The 21,328-nt window shown below is 66.3% G+C and carries 17 protein-coding genes and 1 pseudogene; 7 read left to right on the top strand and 11 right to left on the bottom strand.

Annotated elements, in window-relative coordinates; all coding sequences use genetic code 11:
* Positions 1-18 precede the first annotated feature (18 nt).
* The 8 genes and pseudogenes from OKW52_RS18965 to OKW52_RS19000 all read right to left on the bottom strand — a co-directional run bounded on the left by OKW52_RS18965 (position 19) and on the right by OKW52_RS19000 (position 8,351).
* On the bottom strand, positions 19-816 hold the full coding sequence (locus tag OKW52_RS18965) for an MBL fold metallo-hydrolase (protein WP_264507086.1): 798 nt from the start codon (positions 814-816) through the stop codon (positions 19-21).
* On the bottom strand, positions 816-1,616 hold the full coding sequence (locus OKW52_RS18970) for a TatD family hydrolase (RefSeq protein WP_264507087.1): 801 nt from the start codon (positions 1,614-1,616) through the stop codon (positions 816-818). The genes OKW52_RS18965 and OKW52_RS18970 overlap by 1 nt, the downstream gene beginning before the upstream one ends.
* A 16-nt stretch (positions 1,617-1,632) precedes the next feature.
* Complete coding sequence (locus tag OKW52_RS18975; protein ID WP_264507088.1) at positions 1,633-2,736, bottom strand: DNA polymerase III subunit delta'; 1,104 nt, start codon at positions 2,734-2,736, stop codon at positions 1,633-1,635.
* A complete protein-coding gene (tmk, locus tag OKW52_RS18980; RefSeq protein WP_264507089.1) occupies positions 2,729-3,376 on the bottom strand; it encodes a dTMP kinase in 648 nt (215 codons plus the stop codon). The genes OKW52_RS18975 and tmk overlap by 8 nt, the downstream gene beginning before the upstream one ends.
* Positions 3,373-4,524: a D-alanyl-D-alanine carboxypeptidase family protein gene (locus OKW52_RS18985; RefSeq protein ID WP_264507090.1), complete on the bottom strand. Its 1,152-nt coding sequence runs from the start codon at positions 4,522-4,524 to the stop codon at positions 3,373-3,375. The genes tmk and OKW52_RS18985 overlap by 4 nt, the downstream gene beginning before the upstream one ends.
* A 97-nt stretch (positions 4,525-4,621) precedes the next feature.
* Entirely contained in the window at positions 4,622-5,773 is a 1,152-nt protein-coding gene (locus tag OKW52_RS18990) for an SPOR domain-containing protein (protein ID WP_264507091.1), read from the bottom strand.
* Positions 5,774-6,176: 403 nt separating this feature from the next.
* Positions 6,177-7,833 (bottom strand): annotated as a pseudogene (locus OKW52_RS18995) (NAD+ synthase).
* A 173-nt stretch (positions 7,834-8,006) separates the two neighbouring features.
* On the bottom strand, positions 8,007-8,351 hold the full coding sequence (locus OKW52_RS19000; RefSeq protein WP_264507092.1) for a cupin domain-containing protein: 345 nt from the start codon (positions 8,349-8,351) through the stop codon (positions 8,007-8,009).
* A 153-nt stretch (positions 8,352-8,504) separates the two neighbouring features.
* Here OKW52_RS19000 and OKW52_RS19005 point away from each other — a divergent pair, with 153 nt between their 5' ends.
* The 5 genes from OKW52_RS19005 to OKW52_RS19025 all read left to right on the top strand — a co-directional run bounded on the left by OKW52_RS19005 (position 8,505) and on the right by OKW52_RS19025 (position 16,056).
* Entirely contained in the window at positions 8,505-9,305 is an 801-nt protein-coding gene (locus OKW52_RS19005; protein ID WP_264507093.1) for a crotonase/enoyl-CoA hydratase family protein, read from the top strand.
* 104 nt (positions 9,306-9,409) lie between these two features.
* Positions 9,410-11,263, top strand: coding sequence for a sensor histidine kinase (locus tag OKW52_RS19010; RefSeq protein ID WP_264507094.1), 1,854 nt, complete (start codon positions 9,410-9,412; stop codon positions 11,261-11,263).
* A complete protein-coding gene (locus tag OKW52_RS19015; protein WP_264507095.1) occupies positions 11,260-12,609 on the top strand; it encodes a sigma-54-dependent transcriptional regulator in 1,350 nt (449 codons plus the stop codon). Before OKW52_RS19010 ends, OKW52_RS19015 begins: the two co-directional genes overlap by 4 nt.
* Before the next feature lie 212 nt (positions 12,610-12,821).
* Entirely contained in the window at positions 12,822-13,796 is a 975-nt protein-coding gene (locus OKW52_RS19020; RefSeq protein WP_264507096.1) for a TAXI family TRAP transporter solute-binding subunit, read from the top strand.
* Positions 13,797-13,872: 76 nt separating this feature from the next.
* Positions 13,873-16,056, top strand: coding sequence for a TRAP transporter permease (locus tag OKW52_RS19025; protein WP_264507097.1), 2,184 nt, complete (start codon positions 13,873-13,875; stop codon positions 16,054-16,056).
* 250 nt (positions 16,057-16,306) lie between these two features.
* On the opposite strand, the gene OKW52_RS19030 is transcribed toward OKW52_RS19025, so the two are convergent.
* The 3 genes from OKW52_RS19030 to OKW52_RS19040 form a co-directional block, all read right to left on the bottom strand.
* On the bottom strand, positions 16,307-16,543 hold the full coding sequence (locus OKW52_RS19030; RefSeq protein WP_264507098.1) for a GlsB/YeaQ/YmgE family stress response membrane protein: 237 nt from the start codon (positions 16,541-16,543) through the stop codon (positions 16,307-16,309).
* A 3-nt stretch (positions 16,544-16,546) separates the two neighbouring features.
* Positions 16,547-17,722 (bottom strand): 23S rRNA (adenine(2503)-C(2))-methyltransferase RlmN, encoded by a 1,176-nt coding sequence (gene rlmN / locus OKW52_RS19035; protein WP_264507099.1) that lies wholly within the window; start codon positions 17,720-17,722, stop codon positions 16,547-16,549.
* A gap of 100 nt (positions 17,723-17,822) precedes the next feature.
* Positions 17,823-18,353, bottom strand: coding sequence for an invasion associated locus B family protein (locus OKW52_RS19040; RefSeq protein ID WP_406622286.1), 531 nt, complete (start codon positions 18,351-18,353; stop codon positions 17,823-17,825).
* A 170-nt stretch (positions 18,354-18,523) separates the two neighbouring features.
* Here OKW52_RS19040 and OKW52_RS19045 point away from each other — a divergent pair, with 170 nt between their 5' ends.
* Both OKW52_RS19045 and OKW52_RS19050 read left to right on the top strand, forming a co-directional pair.
* The gene (locus OKW52_RS19045) at positions 18,524-19,516 is read left to right on the top strand and encodes an asparaginase (protein WP_264507100.1); all 993 of its coding nucleotides are present in this window, start codon (positions 18,524-18,526) and stop codon (positions 19,514-19,516) included.
* A gap of 195 nt (positions 19,517-19,711) precedes the next feature.
* Positions 19,712-21,313 carry a GMC family oxidoreductase gene (locus OKW52_RS19050; protein WP_264507101.1) on the top strand — a complete coding sequence of 534 codons (1,602 nt, stop codon included), beginning with the start codon at positions 19,712-19,714 and terminating at the stop codon, positions 21,311-21,313.
* Positions 21,314-21,328: the final 15 nt, after the last annotated feature.

The raw sequence follows: 21,328 nt of genomic DNA on the forward strand, positions 1-21,328 counted from the left end.
CCGGCACCCGGGCCCGGTTCACAGGGCGAACTCCAGCACCATGCCGTCATAGGCCGGTGTGATGTGCGCGGGCGTCTCGGCCGCGAGGCGCTCGTAGTCAAGATCGACGTGCATGTTGGTCAGCACCGCCTGTCGGGGGGCTGCCTGCGCGATCCATTCAAGTGCCAGATCGACATGCGCATGGGTGGGATGCGGTTTGTAGCGCAGCGCGTCGAGGATCCAGCAGTCGAGCCCGTTCAGCACCGGCCAGCTTGTCTCGGGGATGCGCACCACATCCGGCAGATAGGCCAGCCCCGCGATGCGGAAACCCAGCGCGTCCATGCTGCCATGGTCGACGCGGAACGGCGTCAGCACCAGCGGACCGCCCGCGCCGGAAATGGTCACATCCCCGTCGATGGTGTTGAGATCCAGAATCGGCGGATACGGCGACCCGGCGGGCTGCACAAAGGCATAGCCAAAGCGTGACAACAGCGCGTCCTGCGTCGGATGGTCAGCCCAGATCGGCAGTCGTTTGCGCGTGTTGAACACCACCATCCGCAAATCGTCGATGCCATGGACGTGGTCGGCGTGGCTGTGGGTATAGACCACCGCATCCAGCGTGCCGACGCCGGCATCCAGCAATTGCTCGCGCATGTCGGGCGTGGTGTCGATCAGCACACGCGTGGTGCCGTCCTGCGTGATCCGTTCGACCAGCAACGAGCAGCGGCGGCGGCGGTTGCGCGGATTGGTGGGATCGCAGGCGCCCCATTCGCCGCCCAGACGCGGCACGCCGCCGGACGAGCCGCAGCCCAGAATGGTAGCGCGCAGCAAGGCCATCAGGCGGCCCTCGCCTTGGTGAACAGCCGGTCGAAATTCTCGGTCGTCTGGCGGGCGAAGTCTTCGTAGCTCAGGCCGAATTTTTCGGCGACGATCCGGGCGGTCAGCGCCACATAGGACGGCTCGTTGCGCCGCCCGCGATGCGGCGGCGGTGCCAGATAGGGGGCGTCGGTTTCCACAAGCAACCGGTCCAGCGGGGCGGCGGCGAGGATCTCGCGCACTTCAGCACTTTTGGGGAAGGCCGCAATGCCCGAAGCCGACAAATAGAAGCCCAGATCGAGCGCCGCCTGCGCCAGCTCAAGCCCCGACGAGAAGCAATGCATCACGCAAGCGTAGGCCCCGGCGCGGTGCTCTGCTGTCAGGATACGTGCCATATCCGCGTCCGCGTCGCGGGCGTGGATGATCAGCGGCAGGCCGGTCTGGCGCGCGGCCTCGATATGCACCAGCAAGCTCTCTTGCTGGATGCCGGCGCTTTCGGGGGTGTAGTGGTAGTCCAGCCCGGTCTCGCCAATGGCGACGAATTTGGGATGCGTGGCCAGGGCGGTGAGGGTCTCGACCGCGACGACCGGCTGCTTGTCAGCCGACATCGGGTGGATCCCGGCGGCGTAATAGACTTCCGGGTACTTTTCGGCCAGCGCGCGAACGATCGGCTCGCGCTCGAGCTTGGTGCAGATCGACACCATGCGCGACACGCCCGCGGCGCGGGCGCGCTCGATCAGCGCGTCGTGCTCGCCGTCGAACTCGGGGAAGTCGAGATGCGTGTGGCTGTCGACGATTTCGGGGGCGGTCTGTGAGGTCATCGGGCGTTCCGGAAGTTCATCCCGCCGCCTTGAGCGCCGCGGATTCCAATCGCAGGAACATATCCAGCACCAGCGCGCCGGGGTCAAGGTTGACGGCCCGTCCCGCGCGGGCGCGGGCCCCGAGATCGGCGGCCAGTTCGGCCCAGCGACGGGCGGCGCGGGCGTCGGGCGACAGGCGCGCGGCGAGCGCGGCTTCGCCCCGCACGGCTTCGGTCAGGGGCTGGCCGGTGGCCCCGGCGCGGGCCAGACGGGCCAGCGCAAGGTCCAGCAGGCGGACGGTCAGATCGAAACGGGGTTCGGCTTCGCGGCCCCCGAGAGAATTGCACATTTTCAACACGGCTGGCCGCGAGAGACGCGGCAGATCCGACAGAATGTCCACAATTGCTGCATACAGCTCCAACCCGCCGCCATTCAGCACACGGATCGCCTCGCCCACCGAACCGCCGGAAAGCTCGGCTAAAGCCTCGGCATGCGTGACCTCGCCCAGCGCCTGTTCCAGCGCGCGGGACATGGCATCGGGGTTCAGCGGATGCAGGCGAAGTTCGCGGCAGCGCGAGCGGATCGTGGGCAACAGGCGCGACGGTTGGTGCGCGACCAAAAGCAGCATCGCGCCCGCCGGTGGCTCTTCGAGCAGCTTGAGAAGGGCGTTGGCGGCGTTGGCGTTCATCTCGTCTGCGGCATCGACGATGACCACACGGCGCCCCCCTTCGGCCGAAGACAGCCCGAAAAAATCACGCAGTTTACGCACTTCATCGACGGTGATCTGGGTTTTCAGCTTGCCGGTCTTGTCATCCACAGCCCGGCGGATCGGCAACAGGCCAGACTCGGACCCCGCCGCGATGCGGTGCGAGACCGGATGATCGGGATCCACGTCCAGCACCTGCGGCGCGCCAAACAGCCCGCCGCCCGGTTCGGTCGCCAACAGAAACCGCGCCAGCCGCCACGCCAGCGTCGCCTTGCCGATGCCCCGCGGGCCGGTAATCAGCCAGCCGTGATGCAAACGGTCCTGCGCGAAGGCGTCGAGAAAGCGTTGCTCGGCATCGTCTTGCCCGTAAAGCTGGCGGGTGTCGCGCGGATGCGGCGCGCCGTCGATGCGGTCGGGTTCGGGTGCCTCAGCCATGCGCGGGCATATCCAACGCAGCGCCGACGGTCGCCAGCACATCAGCGGCGACCGCGTCCAGCGGACGTGCGCCGTCGATCACGCGGAACCGGTCGGGGAATTCAGCAGCCAGCGCCAGAAACCCGGCGCGCATCTGGCGTTGCAGCGCGGGGCCGAAATCTTCAAACCGTTCCTCGGTGCCCTGACGCCCTTTGGCGCGGGCAAGGCCGACCTCGGGGTCCATGTCGATCAGCACGGTCAGATCCGGTTCGCGCGCGATCATCAGGCGGTGCAACTGATCCACCAGCGCGCGCAGATCGCCGCGCGACAGACCCTGATACATCCGCGTGCTGTCGGCAAAACGGTCGCACAGCACGACTTGCCCGGCAGCCAGCGCAGGCTCGATGGTGCGCTCCAGATGGTCGCGGCGCGCAGCGGTGAAGAGCAGGATCTCGGTTTCGGCGGACCAGCGGTCAGGATCGCCTTCCAACACCAGCCGGCGGATTTCCTCGGCCCCCGGCGAGCCGCCCGGCTCACGCGTCAGCACGACATCCCGTCCCTGCGCGCGCAAGGCGTCGGCCAGCAGACGCGCCTGCGTCGACTTGCCCGAGCCGTCGATACCTTCGAACGTGACAAACACCCCGCGCTGCCCGGAGGTCACGGCGTGACCAGACCCAGATTCTCGCCCAGAATCAAAGCGGCGGTGCGCATGCGGGGCATGAAGCCGCCCTCAGGCACCGCCTCTCCGGCGACAAGCGGCAGGGTGAAAGGGTTGGGCAGACCCGGCACCTCGACGATCAGCTGCGCGACTTCCTGACCCTGTGCGATGGGGGCTGCCAGCGGGCCCTCGTACTCGACCCGCGAGACTATATTGCCTTGCTGGATCGCCGGAACCAGCACGGCCAGATCGGCTGACGCGACCAGCGACACGGTGGACTGAGTGCCCATCCAGACATCCGCCTGTGCGACGGCCTGCCCCTCTTCAAGCACGTCACGCTCTACGAACTGGCGGAAGGCCCAGGTGATGATGCGCTCGGATTCCTCGGCCCGTTCGGCTGTGCTATTCAGGCCCGAGAAGACATAAACGATGCGACGGCTTCCCTGACGCGCCGACCCGGCAAGCGAATACCCGGCTTCTTCGGTATGGCCGGTCTTGAGCCCGTCGACGCCCGACCCCGAGCCCAACAGCGGCACACGATTGGGCTGGGTGATGCCGTTCCAGGTAAATTCGGTTTCGCCCAGATAATGATAGAGATCGGCGTGTTCCTCGATCAGGTAGGTCGCCAGAACCCCCAGATCATGCAGGCTCATGCGGTGGCGCGGATCGGGCCAGCCCGAGGCATTGGCGATCGTCGTCTGCGTCATGCCGATCTGCTCGGCGCGCAGCTGGGCCATTTGCGCAAAGGCGGCCTCGGTGCCCCCCAGACCTTCGGCGATGGCAACGGCCGCGTCATTGCCCGACACAACCGCCAGCCCGCGGATCAGATCTTCGCTTGTCGGGCGGTCGCGGGTTTCGAGGAACATCGACGAGCCGCCCATCTCATGCGCATGCGTCGACACGTTCCAAGTCGTATCCAGCGACACGCGACCTTCGGACAGGGCGTCGTACAGCATGGCCAGAGTCATCAGCTTGGACATCGACGCGGGCGGCAGTGGGATATCGGCATTCTGCTGGGCCAGAACCTGCCCCGACCCGACGTCGTAAATATAAAAATTCGGCGCGCGGCCGCCATAGGGCGACTGGGCCAGGCTGGCTGTCGCGCTGGCGATAACGACAACGCAAGCGGTCAACAGGCGCATCAGCGGCATGGGTGTCTCCTTGAGGCAAGCACACGAGGGACCGGCCCGTCAGGGCCGGTCATCGCGCGCGAGTGTAGCGTTATTTGGGGGCGGGTTTCAAACCCGCTCAGCGCACAACCGCGTAAGCATCGGCGAATCCCAGCCCGCGAACCCGTTGCAGCATCTGGCCGCGCTCGGTTGTGGTGCTGGCCGGGCCGACGACGACGCGCCAGAACTGGTTCTCGCCCACCTGACCGCGCCGGATATCCGCCGTCAGACCCGCTTGCTGCATCTGCGCGCGGGCGTTGATCGCGTTCTGTTCGACGCTGAAGATACCGATCTGCACGAAGGGCCGGTCGATGCGCGGTGCAGGCTGCACGGGGGCAGCGACCGGAGCCGTCGGGGCCTGCAGCGGCGCGGTCTCGGCAGTCTGCGTGCCGGTGACATCGGGCAAGGCGATCATCGTGGTGTCGGGTGCAGGCTCAGGCTCGCGGCGGCGGAACATGCCGAAGAGACCGCGACGCTCGGATGCAGGGGCGGCGGCTTGCGGAGCGGCGGCGGCGGCGGCGGTGCCTGCAGCGGGTGCCAGCGTGGATTGCGCAATGGCCACCGGCGCGGGATCAGGCGCGCGGCGACGGAACAGATCGCGCAGCCCCCGGCGCGGGGCTTCGTCGGCGTCGGTGATCGCCACCTGCCCCTGCGGTACGCCCGCCGGAACCGGCACCGCCGTGTCGGGCGCCTGCGCGGTGGTGACCGGGGCAAGGGCCAGCGTCTCGCCCGCTGCGGTGGCGGGTTCGGGGGCCGGGTCGATCTCCATCTCGACGCGCTGCAGCCGCAGGGCGGTCACTTCGATATCGGTGGGCGCACCGGCCAGAATGCCCAAGGCGTTCGCGGCTTCGGACGAGACCTGAAAGCGCGGACCGGGATTTTCCCGTTCGCGCCGGAACAGCGCGCCGATCACCGTGGCGCCGGTGGTGGCGTTTCGGATCAGCACGCGCTCGGGGTCATGGGCGGTCGGGTGGGCGACCCAGACGCCGCCCAGCGACGGACGTCCATCCCAAAGCCCGGCTTCATCGACCTGAAAGACCTCGGGCGCTTCGACGTCGCGCTCGATCACCCGCTCACTGTTTCCAGACGCCTGCGGCACGCCGCTGGTCATCGCGGCCCCGTCGGCGGCGCCTTGCGTCATCTGGCAGGCGCCCAGCGACAGAGCAGCCGCCAACGCCAAGACCGGCGTAGCGGCCAGTCGCGGAAATGCGGTGCTGACTGTTCGATCCATTCTGCCCTCATGCCCCTTATGCGCAGGATCCCGGCCGGATGGCCCTTGCCCGTGCTTGTCCTTGTCGCCCATCAAACAGGCGCGGATCTTTGAGCGTGAGGATAGCGCCAACGGCGGCACAAGAAAAGCCCGATGGCAGCGGCACTTGCTCTGCGCGACATCAACTTGCCGAAAACAAGGCAGATTGGGCCGAGCGGGCGGGCGTTTGGCCCCCGGACAAGCGCCCGAAGCGGGCGCTGGCCTCTGGGCGACCCGAGCGGCGGCTCGCGCGCGCGGGAGGGGGCGTTCCGCCCCCTCGGCCTGCGGCCTCACCCCCTGAGGATATTTGGGGCATAAAGTTGGGGCGGGCCTGGCGCGCAATGCGGACAATTTTACGAAAAGTTTTCGCACTGCATCGGAAAGATCAGGACGGATCGCGCCAGCGGTTTACCATCGGATACCGCCGGTCGAGCCAGAACGCACGGGTGGTCAGGCGGGTGCCGGGCGCCGACTGGAAGCGTTTCCATTCCGAGATCATCAGCAGGTGTTCGACCTTCTTGATCGTCTCGCGCTCGAACCCTTCGGCAACCAGATCGGCCACCGAGCATTCGCGCTCGACCAGCCCTTCGAGGATCGCGTCCAGCACCGGATAGGGCGGCAGGCTGTCTTCGTCCTTCTGGTCCTCGCGCAGCTCGGCCGAGGGCGGCTTGTCAATCACCCGTGGCGGGATGACGGTGCCTGCAGGGGCCAGCATCCACGGGCGGTGATTGGCATTGCGCCAGCGGCAGGTGTCGAACACGCGGGTCTTGTAGAGATCCTTGATCGGGTTGTAGCCGCCGTTCATGTCGCCATAGATCGTGGCATAGCCGACGGCCATTTCAGACTTGTTGCCGGTGGTCAGAAGCATCGCTCCGGTCTTGTTCGAGATCGCCATCAACAACAGGCCGCGCAGGCGGGACTGGATGTTTTCCTCGGTGACATCGGGCGCGAGGCCGGCGAACAGCGGTGCCAAGGCCTCGGTCACCGCAGCGCGGGCGCTGGAAATCGGCACGGTATCCAGTTTCGTGCCCAGCGCGTTGGCCACCGCTGCGGCGTCCTCCAGCGAATGGGCCGAGGTGTATTCCGACGGCAGCATCAGGCAATGCACGTTCTGCGGCCCCAGCGCATCGGCGGCAATCGTCGCCACGACTGCCGAATCGATGCCGCCCGAGAGGCCCAGCACCACGCGTGTGAAGCCCGACTTGTGCAGATAATCGCGCGTGCCGGTGACCATCGCGTGATAGTCACGCTCCCAGTCATCGGCGAGGGGGTTTTCTCGCCGTCTTCGGCGCGCCAGCCGTCGGCGGTCTCGACGAAATCGACATGGGTGACGGTCTCGAGGAAACCGGGCATGAGATGGGTCAGCTGCCCGCCCGGGTTCAGGACGAACGAGGTGCCGTCGAACACCTGATCATCCTGCCCGCCGACCATGTTCAGATAGACCATCGGCAACCCGGTCTCGACCACCCGGCTGACCATCAGCCCCAGCCGCGTGTCATGGCGCGCGCGCGAATAGGGCGAGCCATTGGGCACCAGCAGGATCTGCGCGCCGCTCTCGGCCTGCGCCTCGGCGACATCCTCGTGCCAGGCGTCCTCGCAGATCGGCGTGCCGATGCGCAGCGGGCCGACGCGGTAGGGGCCGGAGATATCGGCGGGGGTGAACAGACGCTTTTCGTCAAAGACCATCTCATTAGGCAGATGGTGCTTTTTCACCACCGAAGCGATGCGCCCCCCTCGAGGATGTAATAGACGTTATAAAGCCGCCCGCCCTCCAGGAGCGGCCCGCCAATCCCGATCACCGGGCCATCGGCACACGCCTCCGCCAGCGCCTCAACCGCCGCCATCGCCGCGCGGGCAAAGGCGGGCTTCATCACCAGATCCTGCGTCTGGTAGCCGGTGATGAACATCTCGGTGAAGGCGACCATATCGGCCCCGGCCGCCTTGGCCTCGCCCCACACCCGGCGCGCGGTCTGGGCATTGGCGTCAAGCGCGCCCACTGTGGGGTTCATCTGGGCCAGGGTCAGGCGAAAACGCTGGGTCATCGGTCGTCCGTTCTGAAGGTCAGAGGATACATATCAGCTTGCCGGCTGAGGAAAAGCGCCAAGGCCGGCGCATCATCTGTCCCCAAATATCCACGGGGGTTCCCCAAGGGGGGAGCGTGCTCCCCCCTTGGGCGAGGGGGTCCGGGGGGCGAGCAGCCCCCCGGCCTGCGTCGTCACTCTTTGATCACGTAGTTCTTCAACGTCGCCTGCACCACTTCCCACACCCCGGTGAACCCGGGCCGCAGAATGATGCTGTCACCGGCGCGCAGCTCGTGGCGGGTGCCTTCGGCGTCGGTCAGCACGGAATGACCGGCCAGAATGTGACAGTATTCCCACTCGTCATAGCTCACGCGCCACGCGCCGGGGGTGGATTGCCACAAGCCGGCATAAAGACCGTCGCGATCCTCGATGTCCCAGCTGGTGTGGATCGGGTTGCCCGAGACCAGTTTCTCGGGCGCCGGGCGGCTTTCGCTCGCCGTGGTCCCGTTGCGGGTCATGCGCAGGAAGGTGTCGGTCATGCAAGGCTCCGAAGTTTCTTGCAAAATGCCGCAGCCGGCCGGCAATCACAAGAGCAGGCCGGACGAAAACCCGCACCACGGCGGAACGCAACGTCGCCGCTGGACAAGCCCGGCGCGTGCCCCCTACCCTTTCGGGCAACGCGGAGGACCATCATGAAACGTCTCGACGACCTCGATCTCACCTTCACCACGCTCGAGGTCGATGCCGAGGGCATCGCCACCCTCACCCTGAACCGGCCCGACAAGCGCAATGCGCTGAATGCAGCGACGGTGGATGAGCTGATCGACATTTTCACCGTCGTCCCACGCGCCGGCGTGCGGGCGGTGGTGCTCAGGGCCGCAGGCACGCATTTCTGCGCCGGGCTCGATCTGGTCGAGCACCATCAAGAAGACCGCAGGCCCGAAGACTTCATGCATGTCTGCCTGCGCTGGCACGAGGCGTTCAACAAGATGGAATACGGCGGCGTGCCGGTCATTGCCGCGCTCAAGGGCGCTGTCGTTGGCGGCGGGCTCGAGCTGGCCTCGTCGGCGCATATCCGGGTGGCGGATGCGACCACCTATTTCGCCCTGCCCGAGGGGCAGCGCGGCCTGTTCACCGGCGGCGGCGCGACGATCCGCGTCGCCGATCTGGTCGGCAAGGCGCGGATGATCGACATGATGCTGACCGGCCGGGTCTATCAGGGCGAGGAAGCTGTCGCGCTTGGCCTCGCGCAATATCTGGTCGAGGACAGCGAGGCCAAGGCCTATGAGCTGGCCCGCGCCGCCATCTCCAACCCGCCCCTGTCGAATTTCGCCATCTGCTCGGCGATCAGTCATCTGCAGAACATGTCGGCGATGGATGCAGCCTATATGGAGTCCGTGGTCGCGGGCATCGTCAACACCCAGCCGGCCAGCCGGGGGCGATTGGCAGCCTTTGCCGACAAATCGGCCGCGCGGGTGCGCCCGAACGAGTAAGCGCACCACCCCGGCGGGGCACGGGCTGCGCCGTCGGATCTTGCGTATTCAGGGCAAGATGAAGGGGCTTTGGGCGCGCGGATCTTGCGTGTTAAGAGGGTCGCATGACCCAAGCGCCCGCCCCCAGCCTCATGCGCCCCGCGCCCAGCCGCACAGGCATCTGGGCCGTTCTGGGGGTGCTGGCGGCGATGCTGGTGCTGGGCTTGGGCTCGCTGGCCTATCAGCGCCTGCACCGCGCGGCGCTGGCCGAACTGACCGAGCGCGGGACAAGCACGCTCAATCTGGCGGTGGCGGCGCTGAACGGGCAGTTGCGGCGGTTTGACCGGCTGCCGGGGCTTCTGGCGCAGAACCCCATTTTCCACGACTTGCTGCGCGCGCCGGTCAATGCCGGCCGCGTACAGGCGGCGAACCTGTATCTGCGCGATACTGCACGGCTGCTGCAGGCCACCGACATTTATGTGATGGACCTCGACGGCGACACGCTGGCTGCCTCGAATTTCGACCAGCCACTCAGCTTCATCGGCCACAACTTCGCCTATCGCCCCTATTTCACCGAAGCCCTGAGCCAGGGCGACGGGCGGTTCTATGCGCTGGGGACGACCTCGCTGGTGCGCGGCTATTACTATGGCGCGCCGGTGTATGTGGATGACGAGATCGCCGGCGTTCTCGTCATCAAGCTGGATCTGGACGCGATCGAGCAGGGCTGGCGCGGCTCGGGCACCGAGGTGATCGTCACCGATCCCGAAGACATCGTCTTCATGTCGACCGAGCCCGACTGGACCTTCGGCGCGACGCGCCCGCTGACGCCCGAGCGTCTGGAGCGTACCCGCAGCACCCGACGCTACGCTGACCGCGTGCTGAGCGAGTTGCCTTTGACGCGGCTGTCGGGCCCCGATGGCGGTGCGCTCTGGCGGATCACCCAGCCCGGCGGCAGCGCCGAATACCGCATCCTGTCCGAACGCATGCCCGAGGCCGACTGGACCGTGCAGGTGCTGATCAACACCCTGCCCGCGCGCCAGCAAGCCCTGACGCGGCTGGCGCTGGCCGGGTTGCTCGCCGGGCTGGCCGTACTGGCTGCGGTCATCGTGTTGCAACGCCGCGCGCGGCTGCGCGAGCGGATGGCGCTGCAGGCCGAAGCGCGCGCGCAGCTGGAGCGCAGGGTCGAGGAGCGCACGCGCGAGCTAGCCTCGGTCAACCGCCAACTGGCCGGCGAGGTGGCCGAACGCACCGCGACCGAGGCGCAGCTGCGCGCCACGCAGGCTGATCTGGTGCAGGCGGGAAAGCTGGCAGCGCTGGGGCAGATGTCGGCCGCCCTGAGCCACGAGTTCAACCAGCCGCTGGGCGCGGCGCGCAACTTTGCCGAGAACGCGCAGCTGTTGATCGAGCGGGGTCGGATCGAGGATGCCAAGAGCAATATCGAGCGGATTCTGGCGCTGATCGGGCGCATGGGCGATCTGTCCAAGCATCTGCGCAACTTTGCCCGCAAACCGAATGCGCAGCTTTCGGATGTCTCGCTGCCCGAGGCCGTGGCAGCGGTACAGGAGATCATCGGCTGGCGGCTGCGCGCGCAACGCATTGATCTGCAACTGGATCTGCCTCCGCTTTCGGTACGGGCGGGGCCGGTTCGCTTGCAGCAGGTCTTGGTGAACATCCTCTCCAACGCCATCGACGCGGTTGAGTCCACCGATCAGCGCCGCATCACCCTGCGCGCCCGCGCCCAAGGCGGCACCGCCGTGATGACCATCGCCGACAGCGGACCGGGCGTCGCGCCGCAGCTGGTCGAGCGGATCTTTGATCCGTTCTTCTCGACCAAGGGGGTGGGCAAAGGTCTGGGTCTGGGCTTGTCGATTTCCTATAACATCGTGCATGACTTCGGCGGCACCCTCTCGGTGCGCAACCGCCCCGAGGGCGGCGCCGAATTCACCCTGACGCTGCCGCTGGCGCACGAGGCCCCATGACGCGCGGACGTATCCTGCTGGTCGATGACGACCCCGACCTGCGCCTGTCCACGGCGCAGAGCCTTGATCTGGCCGGGTTCGACGTCACCGATACCGACCAGCCCGAAGACGTGCCCGCGCTGATCGGTTTCGGCTTCAACGGCATCGTGGTGACCGACATCCGCATGCCGAAACTCGACGGCATCAGCCTGATGAACCAGATCCACGCCATCGACCGCGAGGTGCCGGTGATCCTGATCACCGGGCATTCCGACGTGCAACTGGCCGTGCGGGCGATGCGCGAAGGGGCGCATGACTTCATCGAGAAGCCATTCTCCGGCTCGCAACTGGCCGAAACCTGCGCGCGGGCGCTGGATTACCGGCGGTTGGTGCTGGAGAACCGCGTTCTGCGTGCGGCGGCGGGACAGAAGGACGATCTGGAGCAGCGGCTGGTCGGGCGCTCGAACGTGATGATCGACCTGCGCCGCCGGATGCGCACCATCGGCCCGGCGGAAACCGATGTGCTGATCACCGGCGAGACCGGCACCGGCAAGGAGATTGTCGCGCGCGCCTTGCACGATCTGTCGGCGCGGGCGGCCAAACCGTTCATCGCCATCGACTGCGCCGCCCTGCCCGAAGCGCAGATCGAAAGCGAGCTGTTCGGCCATGAGCCGGGCGCGTTTCCCGGCGCGATGCGGGCGCGGTATGGTCGGTTCGAGCATGCGCGCGGCGGCACGGTGCTGCTGGATGACATCGGCTCGATGCCACTGGCGGTGCAGGGAAAACTGTTGCGCGTCATTCAGGAGCGCACGATTCAGCCCTTGGGATCGAACGAGGTACGTCCGGTCGATATCCGCTTCATCGCCACCTCGCGCAGTCCGCTGGAGGCCGAGGTCGAGGCCGGGCATTTCCGCGCCGACCTGTTCTACCGCCTTGCCGTGGTCAGCCTGACCGTGCCGCCCCTGACCGCCCGGCGCGAGGATATTCCCCTGCTCTTCGCCCGTCTGCTGGCCGAGGCCGCAGGCCGTCACCGGGTCGAACCAACCATGCCCGCCCCGGCTCTGGTCGAGGCGCTGCTGGGCCGCGACTGGCCCGGCAATGTGCGTGAGCTGCGCAATGCCGCCGAACGCAGCGCGCTGGGACTGGGGATCGAAGCGCCGTCCGAGCAGCCGGACTCCGGCCCCGCGCCGGGCAGCCGGCTGTCCGACCGGGTCGCCGCTTTCGAGCGGGACGAGATCGTGCGGGCGCTGATTGCCTCGGGCGGGACGCTCAAGCAGGTGTATGAATCGCTCGGGCTGTCGCGCAAGACGCTCTATGAGAAGATGCAGAAGCTGGGCATCGACAAGAGCCATTACACCGACGGTTGACCCCGCCGAACGGGCGGGATTCCACCCACCCGCCAGCCCGATGTGTCGAAATCCACCCATTTCCCTCCCGCGATCTGTGATTTTTTCGCGCAGCACCGTTGCGCATGCTTGCTTCACGTCCCGGTGATCCGCCTGATGCCCCCATGCCCCGGCTGTCTGAGGAGCCGGACGGGGCCTGCCCAAAAACAAACCAAGTCCATGGGAGGACTATCATGAGTCTGTTCAAGTTCACGGCGCTGGCCGCTGCCGCGCTGCTGACCGCTGCCCCCGCCGTCGCTCAGGACCGCGCGGGCTGGCCGCAGTCGATCACCATCGGCACGGCCAGTCAGGGCGGCACGTATTTCGTCTATGGCAACGGTCTGGCGGGCTATATCGGTGAAGCGCTCGGCATCAACGCCTCGGGCGAAGTGACCGGCGGGCCGGTGCAGAACGCGACGCTGGTGCAACTGGGCGACCATGCCATCGGGCTGGTCACCATGGGCCCGGCGTATGAGGCCTGGACCGGTCGCAGCGAACTGGCCCCCGGCCTTGAGCACAGCGATCTGCGCGCGCTGTTCCCGATGTACCAGACACCGTTCCAGGTGATCACGATGGCCAATTCGGGCATCACCTCGGTCACCGAACTGGCCGGCCACCGCGTCTCGGTCGGCCCGGCGGGCGGCACGCCCGGCACCTACTGGCCGCGCTTCCTCGAGACGCTGGGCGTTGAGGCAAACGTGTCGAACGCCGGTGCCGCGGATGCAGCCGGTCAGCTGAAAGACGGCCTGATCGACGCCTTTGCCTTTGCCGCTGGTGTGCCGATCTCGGCCTTCTCGCAGCTGGCAGCCGAGGCTGACGTGCGCATGTTCGGCTTCACCGAAGCCGAACTGGCCACCCTGCTGGCCGCCCATCCCGAAGTCGCCCCGCTGAACATCCCGGCAGGCACCTACCCCGGTCACGACTATGACCAGCAATCGGTCTCGATGTGGAACTACGCCATCGCCAATGCGTCGATGTCGGAAAGCCTGGCCTATGAGATCGTCAAGCTGGTGATGGAAAACCCCGACCGCATGATGGAAATCCACCGTGCCGCCGAGGAAACCATCATGGACAACGTGCTGAACAACACCTTCATGCCGTTCCACCCCGGTGCCGTGCGCTACTACCAAGAGCACGGGATCGAGATCCCCGAAAACCTGCGCGGCTGATCGGCCTGCCAGACACCACGGGGCCGGGAGCAGAACAACTGCCCCGGCCTTTTTGATAAGGGGCGGAGGGATACCCATGTCGACAACCAAGCTTGCGGCCACTGCGGCCGAACCTGAAATCGCATCCGAGACCATCGCCGAGGGTGTCGATGATGAGGTGATCTCGTCCAACCAGCGCGTGTTTGGCGGCAATCTGGGCCTGCTGATGGCCGCGCTCTGCGTGCTCTACACCAGCTTCCATATCTTCGTGATGAACGTCTACCCGCTGGAACCGTGGGTATACCGGCTGATCCATGTCGGCGGCGGTCTGGCGCTAGGCTTTGTGCTCTACGCCGCGCGCGGGCTGCCCGACACGGGCGAGGATGCGTCGCTCAGCGTGACCGAACGGGCCCTGACGCTCGGCTCTGCCGTGCTGCTGGCCGTCGCGGGCGGACAACTGGCGGCGATGTGGATCATGGGTGATCTGGTGACCACGGGCGCACCGGCGACCAAACATCTCTACACCTTCGGCTATCCGCTGATTGGCGGCACGCTGCTGGCACTGGGGGCCTCGTGGAGCGCCCCGACCCGCCGCCGCACGACGCTGAGCTGGGCCGACAACCTGCTGTCGCTGGCTGCGGTCATCGTCGCGCTCTATATCATCATCCATGCCGATTTCCTGCGCATCCGCGCGCAAGTCTTCCCGCATCCCAACGACATGTGGGCCTCGATTGCCGGGATCGTGCTGATCCTCGAACTGACCCGGCGGCTGGCGGGCTTGGCACTGGTGATGATCGTCGCGGTGTTCATCGCCTATGGCTTCCTCGGGCCCTGGCTGCCGGGCGTGTTGTTCCACAACGGCTATGCCCCGGCGCGGTTCTTCGCCTTTATCTATACCGATAACGGCATCCTCGGGCCAACCACCTCGATCTCGTCGACCTATATCATCCTGTTCATCGCCTTTGCCGCCTTCCTGCAGGCGTCGCGGGTGGGTGAGTATTTCGTCAACTTCGCCTTCGCCGCCGCCGGTGGCTCGCGGGGCGGTCCGGCCAAGGTGGCAGTGTTTGCTTCGGGGCTGATGGGGATGATCAACGGCACCTCGGCGGGTAACGTCGTGGCGACCGGCTCGCTGACCATCCCGCTGATGAAAAAGGTCGGCTACAAACCGCAGACGGCAGCCTCGGTCGAGGCAGCGGCGTCGACTGGCGGGCAGATCATGCCGCCGATCATGGGCGCCGGTGCGTTCATCATGTCGGAAATCACCGCCATTCCCTACCGCGATATCGCCATCGCGGCGCTGATCCCGGCGATCCTGTATTTCGTGTCGGTCTATTTCATGGTCGACAAGGAAGCGCTGAAACACAACATGAAGGGCCTGCCGCGCGACCAGCTGCCTTCGTTCCGGCTGATGCTGAAACGGGTGTTCCTGTTCATCCCGATCATCATCCTGATCGGCGCGTTGTTCATGGGCTATTCGGTGATCCGAGCGGGTACGCTGTCGATGGCGGCAGCGGCGGTGGTCAGCTGGCTGACCCCGACCAAGATGGGCATCAAGGAGATCTTCTGGGGTCTTGAGATCGCCGCCCGTATGGCGCTGCAGATGGTCGCCGTCTGTGCGGCGGCCGGGGTGATCGTCGGCGTCATCGCGCTGACCGGGATCGGCACCCGCTTCTCGTCGCTGCTGCTGAGCCTTGCGGGGCAAAGCCAACTGGTCGGCATGATGTTCGCGATGCTGGTGGCGATCATCCTTGGCATGGGGATGCCGACGACGGCGGCCTATGCGGTGGCGGCCGCAGTGATCGCGCCGGGCCTGATCCGCATGGGGATCGAACCACTGACCGCGCACTTCTTCATCTTCTACTACGCGGTGATCTCGGCCATCACACCCCCGGTGGCACTGGCCGCTTATGCCGGAGCCGCGATTGCGCAGTCGGATCCGATGAAGACCTCGGTCGAGAGCTTCAAGTTCGGCCTCGCAGCCTTTGTCGTGCCGTTCATGTTCTTCTATTCGTCTGAAATGCTGATGCAGGGCGAATGGATCGACATCCTGCACGTCTTTGTCACGGCGCTGTTCGGCATCTACATGATGGCCTCGGCAGTGCAGGGCTGGATGTTCGGACGGCTGAACACCGTGTTGCGGGTGATCACGCTGATCGGCGCGCTGGGGATGATCAAGGGCGGCTGGATGACCGATCTGGGCGGGCTGGTCATCGCAGTCGTGGTGATTGCCATCCAGCGCGGGCTGTTGTCGCCCAGGACCATCACCCGCGGGATGGACTGAGACCGGGAAATGCGAGGGGCTGCTCGCCCCTCGCGCTCCCCGCCAGAGGAGGGGGCACGCCCCCTCCTCTGGACTCCTCCCGTGGATATTTTCAGACAGAAAATGAAACAGGGTTAACGAAGCTTTATCATCTGTCTCTAAATATCCTGGGGGTGAATTGGCCGTCAGGCCAAGAGGGGGCGAGGCCCCCCTGCCCGGTCGCCCGAGGGCGCGGCGGCGACAGCCGTCTAGGCCAAGGGCGAAACCCGCCCTAGCGTTTGACCTGCTGCCAGAGCCAGATCAGCACCATCGCGCCCAGAACGGCCAGCACAAAAGTGATCGCACAGCCGCCGACGGTAACGACGAGACGCAGCGCAAAGCCGCCGACCAGAGCTCCGACGATGCCGATCAGCATCGCGGTCGGCAGATCGGCGTCCATCCCCATCAGACGGGTTGCCAGCAGGCCCGCCGCCGCGCCGATCACGACCAGCAGCAAGACCGCGGCCATGCGTCAGTGCCCCGCCGTCTCGGCGGCGATCTGGGCCGAGGATTTGCGCCCCCGTTCGGTGGCGGATTTCAGCTGGCCGCAGGCGGCCATGATGTCTTCACCACGCGGCGTGCGGATCGGCGAGGCGTAGCCGGCCTTGAAGATGATGTCGGCGAAGGCCTCGATCCGCTCCCAGTCCGACCGCTGATAGGGCGCGCCCGGCCATTCGTTGAACGGGATCAGGTTGATCTTGGCCGGGATGCCCTTGATCAGCCGGACCAGCCGCCGCGCATCTTCGTCAGAATCGTTCACATCCTTGAGCATGACATACTCGAAGGTGATCCGCTCGCTGTTGGACAGGCGTGGGTAGTCGCGCAAGGCGCCCAGCAGCGTCTCGATGTTCCATTTCTTGTTGATCGGCACCAGCCGGTCGCGGACCTCGTCCGTGGTGGCGTGGAAGCTGATCGCCAGCAGGCAGCCGATCTCATCCGCCGTGCGGGCGATTTCGGGCACCACGCCCGAGGTCGACAGGGTGATCCGGCGGCGCGACAGGGCGATGCCCTCGCCGTCCATGACGATCTTCATCGCGTCGCGGACGTTGTCGAAGTTGTAGAGCGGTTCGCCCATGCCCATCAGCACGACATTCGAAATAAGGCGCTCTTCCCGTCGCGCCTCGCCCGGGATCGACCATTCCTGCAAATCATCGCGCGCGATCAGCACCTGACCGACGATCTCGGCCGCCGTCAGGTTGCGCACGAGTTTCTGCGTGCCGGTGTGGCAGAACGAGCAGGTCAGCGTGCAGCCGACCTGGCTGGAGATGCACAGCGTGCCCCGACCCTCTTCGGGGATGTAAACCGTCTCGACCTCATGCCCGCCATTGATCCGCAGCAGATACTTGCGCGTGCCATCGGCCGAGACCTGTTTGGTGACGATCTCGGGCAGCTGGATCTGGAACGTGCGGTCCAGAAAGGCGCGGTAGTCCTTGCTCAGATTGGTCATCGCGGTGAATTCGCGCACGCCCCAGTGATAGAGCCACTGCCAGATCTGGCCTTCGCGCATCTTCGCCTGTTTCTCGGGCGTGCCATGCGCGATCAGCGCCGCGCGCAGCTGTGTGCGGGTCATGCCGATCAGGTTGGGTGTCTCGCTTTCGATGTCCTTGCGCGGGATGGTCAGGACGTCTTGCGTGATGGGGGCAGTCATGCGCGTCTCCGTTTGGCACCGCAGCGGTCTGCGCAGCATATAGGAAAAAGCCGCCGGGCAGAACAGCCCGGCGGCCCTGAAATCGTCAAACGCGCAGCGCTTATTCGGCGCAGCGGCGTTGGGCTTCTTCCGTTGCGGCGGTGATGCCGAACAGGTTGAACGTATCTTGCGTCTGCGTCCCGCGCGACGAGCGCGCGGTCAGAACGGCGCTTTGCCCCCGGCGCATCGACGCAAGGATGCGCGCATCCTCTTCCGGCGACGCGGCCCAGGCCCATTCGCCATCGACGATCAGCTGGAACACATCGGCACCGATCGTGACCTGCACGGTCGAGTTTTCGGCGAAAGGATAGCCGCCGGTAAAGGAAATCTCACCCGTCGCGCCCTGCCCCTGACGGTAGGTCGCAAACATCAGAATGTCGCCACGCCGCACGGAAACCGCACGGCCATCGCGCGTGTTCACGGTTTCCGAGGGCGAAGAAACCGCCCAGCACTCGCGCGGGGTGCCGTCAACAAAGACGCTCCACGCGGTTTCCACGGCGACGCGGTTGGTCGAATCCTGCGCCTGAGCAGGAAGCGCGGCCAGCAAAGCCATCACTGCACCTGCCGCGCCGAATTTGAACGTTGTTGCCATCTGCCTCATCGCCTCCAGCCTGTGTCATCAACCCCGCGAGCGGCCTTGTTGCACAAGGCTTTGAACTGGCGCAACGGGGGTTTGCCCGGTAGCTTGCCTATTACCCCGTTTTAAGGGGGTTAGAAACCCCCGTTGGCGGAAAATTGCGCAACTGTGAAGGAGATATGGCCATGAGCGACGTGGGAACAGGGGCGGTACCGCTGGTGGAGCTGTGGCGCGGAGGGATGCTGGAGAGCCAGCACCTTGGTCATGCCGTCATCTGCGACGCTTCCGGCGTGATCGAATCCTGGGGAAATCCGGCGGCGGTGATCTATCCGCGCTCGTCCTGCAAGATGATCCAGGCCTTGCCCTTGCTCGAATCGGGTGCGGGCGCGGGGCTGGACAATCGACGACTGGCGCTTGCCTGTGCCTCGCATCAGGGCTCGGCACTGCATACCGCGGCCGTCGAGAGCTGGCTGGGCGATATGGGGCTGAGCGAACAGGATTTGCGCTGCGGCGCGCATGAACCCACCGACATCCCCGAGCGCAATCGCCTGATCTGTTCCGGCGACGCGTTCTGCCAGCTGCACAACAATTGTTCGGGCAAACACGCCGGGTTTCTGATGCTGAACAAGCACCTTGGCGGCGGGTCGGAATACACCGAAGTGGATCACCCCGTTCAGCGCGCAATCAAGACCGCCTTTGAAGAAGTCACCGGCGAGGACAGCCCCGGCTGGGGCATCGACGGCTGCTCGGCTCCGAATTTCGCGACATCGGTCACGGGACTGGCCCGCGCCATGGCCCGCTTTGCGTCGGCGCAAGAGACCGATGCTCGGAGCCGCGCCATGGTCAAACTGCGCGAGGCCATGCCCGCCCATCCTGAAATGGTCGCCGGCGAAACCCGCGCCTGTACCGAACTGATGCGCGTCATGGACGGCGTGGCGATCAAGACCGGCGCCGAAGCGGTTTTCGTGGCGATCCTTCCGTCGAAAGGGCTGGGCGTTGCGCTCAAGATCATCGACGGCGGCACCCGGGCATCGGAGGCCGCGATCGTGGCGATTCTGTCGCGGTTGGGTGTTCTGGACCCGGCGCATCCGATGGCGCTGAAACGGCTGGGTGCGCCTCAGGCCAATTGGCGCGGCAAGGTCTGGGGCGAGTTGCGCCGCGCGGACGGGTTCTGCTGACCCTCAGGGCTAGGAGCGCGGCGCGCGGGGGGCATCGAGCCCCCGCGCGCCGGTGGGCTTTCGCCCACGCACCAGCCTTCGGGCGTTTCGACGCCGATACACGTCCGGGTTTGCGTATTTGCGGCAAGCTGAAGCACAGGACGCTTGAACGATTGGCGCGGTTTGGCGCAGAATTATGTGCGGGAGGGCCTGTGCATGCAGTTCGACTATGTGATCGCCGGCGGAGGCTCGGCCGGCTGCGTTCTGGCGGCACGGCTGAGCGAAGATGCAAGCGTGTCGGTCTGTCTGATCGAGGCCGGCGGCGCGGGCAAAGACCTGATCATCCGGGCGCCGGCTTTGGTGGCCACAATGGTTTCGGGTCGACCCAAGCTCAACAACTGGGCGTTTCGGACGGTGCCGCAGCCCGCGCTGAACGGGCGGCGCGGGTATCAGCCGCGGGGCAAGGCACTGGGCGGCTCATCGGCCATCAACGCCATGCTCTATGCGCGCGGACAGCCCGAGGATTACGACGGTTGGGCGGATCTGGGGGCCGAGGGCTGGGACTGGGCCGCGTGCCGCCCGTATTTCCTGCGCGCCGAGAACAACCAGCGCGGCGCGTCGGTCCACCACGCAACCGGCGGGCCGTTGCAGGTGTCGGACCAGTCCGAGCCACGCGCCATCACCCGCGCCTTTCTGGACGCCTGTGGTGAGGCGCAGATCCCCGAAACGGCAGATTTCAACGGCTCGCAGCAAGAGGGGGCCGGGTATTATCAGGTCACGCAGTTCCATGACGGGCCGCATAAAGGCGAGCGCTGCTCGGCAGCGGCGGCGTATCTGCATCCGGTGATGGCCCGGCCCAACCTGACCGTGCTGACCCGGTGTCTGGTGCAAAGGGTGGTGATCGCGGACGGACGCGCGACGGGCGTAGAGCTGCGCCGGGGGCGACGGATAGAGCGGCTGTCCGCCCGGCGCGAGGTTATCGTCTCGGCGGGCGCCTTCGGCTCGCCGCACCTGTTGATGCTGTCAGGCGTCGGCCCCGAGGACGCGCTGCGCGCGCAGGGCATCACGGTGAACCATGCCCTGCCGGGCGTTGGCCAGAACCTGCAGGACCATCTGGATTATGTGATCAGCTACACCTCGGCCCGGACGGATGTGATCGGCCTGAACCCCGCCGGTCTGTCGCGGCTGGCCAGAGACGGGCTGCGCTGGCGCAAGACAGGCGGCGGCCTGTTTGCCTCGCCCATGGCCGAGGGCGGTGCATTTCTGCGCTCTGCCCCAAACGTCAGCCGACCAGATCTGCAACTGCATTTCGTCATCGGCATCGTCGACGATCACCTGCGCAAACTGACACTGTCGAACGGCTTCTCCTGCCATGTGTGCCTGCTCAGACCCCACTCCCGCGGCACAGTCGGCCTGACCGCGCCAGACCCGGCAGCGCCTCCGCGGATCGACCCGGCCTTCCTGTCCGACCCGCGCGATCTGGCGCCGCTGATGCGCGGCGCGCGGCTCATGGAGCAGATCCTGCAAGCCCCACCCCTCGCGCCGTGGCGCAAGCGCAGGCTTTACCCACATGACACGTCGGACGCTGCACTCGAGGCCGACATCCGCGCCCGCGCCGATACGATCTACCACCCCGTCGGCACCTGCCGCATCGGCACCGACCCGCTGGCCGTGACCGACCCACAGCTGTGCGTCCACGGCATCATGGGCCTGCGTGTCGTCGATGCCAGCGTGATGCCAACCGTGGTCAGCGGCAACACCAACGCCCCGACGATCATGATCGCCGAGCGCGCAGCCGAGATGATCCGCACCGGCTAGCGCCTTCTTTGCTCT

It is taken from the genome of Pararhodobacter zhoushanensis (genome assembly GCF_025949695.1).
Taxonomy (GTDB): Bacteria; Pseudomonadota; Alphaproteobacteria; order Rhodobacterales; family Rhodobacteraceae; genus Pararhodobacter; species Pararhodobacter zhoushanensis_A.

Bases quoted from the DNA above. Each gene is read 5' to 3' on its own strand.
- OKW52_RS19045 (WP_264507100.1), top strand. From the start codon at position 18,524: ATGAGCGACGTGGGAACAGGGGCGGTACCGCTGGTGGAGCTGTGGCGC.
- OKW52_RS19030 (WP_264507098.1), bottom strand. From the start codon at position 16,543: ATGGCCGCGGTCTTGCTGCTGGTCGTGATCGGCGCGGCGGCGGGCCTG.
- OKW52_RS18990 (WP_264507091.1), bottom strand. From the start codon at position 5,773: ATGGATCGAACAGTCAGCACCGCATTTCCGCGACTGGCCGCTACGCCG.
- OKW52_RS19040 (WP_406622286.1), bottom strand. From the start codon at position 18,353: ATGGCAACAACGTTCAAATTCGGCGCGGCAGGTGCAGTGATGGCTTTG.
- OKW52_RS19015 (WP_264507095.1), top strand. From the start codon at position 11,260: ATGACGCGCGGACGTATCCTGCTGGTCGATGACGACCCCGACCTGCGC.
- OKW52_RS18985 (WP_264507090.1), bottom strand. From the start codon at position 4,524: ATGCCGCTGATGCGCCTGTTGACCGCTTGCGTTGTCGTTATCGCCAGC.
- OKW52_RS18975 (WP_264507088.1), bottom strand. From the start codon at position 2,736: ATGGCTGAGGCACCCGAACCCGACCGCATCGACGGCGCGCCGCATCCG.
- OKW52_RS19050 (WP_264507101.1), top strand. From the start codon at position 19,712: ATGCAGTTCGACTATGTGATCGCCGGCGGAGGCTCGGCCGGCTGCGTT.
- OKW52_RS19005 (WP_264507093.1), top strand. From the start codon at position 8,505: ATGAAACGTCTCGACGACCTCGATCTCACCTTCACCACGCTCGAGGTC.
- OKW52_RS19025 (WP_264507097.1), top strand. From the start codon at position 13,873: ATGTCGACAACCAAGCTTGCGGCCACTGCGGCCGAACCTGAAATCGCA.
- OKW52_RS18970 (WP_264507087.1), bottom strand. From the start codon at position 1,616: ATGACCTCACAGACCGCCCCCGAAATCGTCGACAGCCACACGCATCTC.
- rlmN (WP_264507099.1), bottom strand. From the start codon at position 17,722: ATGACTGCCCCCATCACGCAAGACGTCCTGACCATCCCGCGCAAGGAC.
- OKW52_RS18965 (WP_264507086.1), bottom strand. From the start codon at position 816: ATGGCCTTGCTGCGCGCTACCATTCTGGGCTGCGGCTCGTCCGGCGGC.
- OKW52_RS19020 (WP_264507096.1), top strand. From the start codon at position 12,822: ATGAGTCTGTTCAAGTTCACGGCGCTGGCCGCTGCCGCGCTGCTGACC.
- OKW52_RS19010 (WP_264507094.1), top strand. From the start codon at position 9,410: ATGACCCAAGCGCCCGCCCCCAGCCTCATGCGCCCCGCGCCCAGCCGC.
- OKW52_RS19000 (WP_264507092.1), bottom strand. From the start codon at position 8,351: ATGACCGACACCTTCCTGCGCATGACCCGCAACGGGACCACGGCGAGC.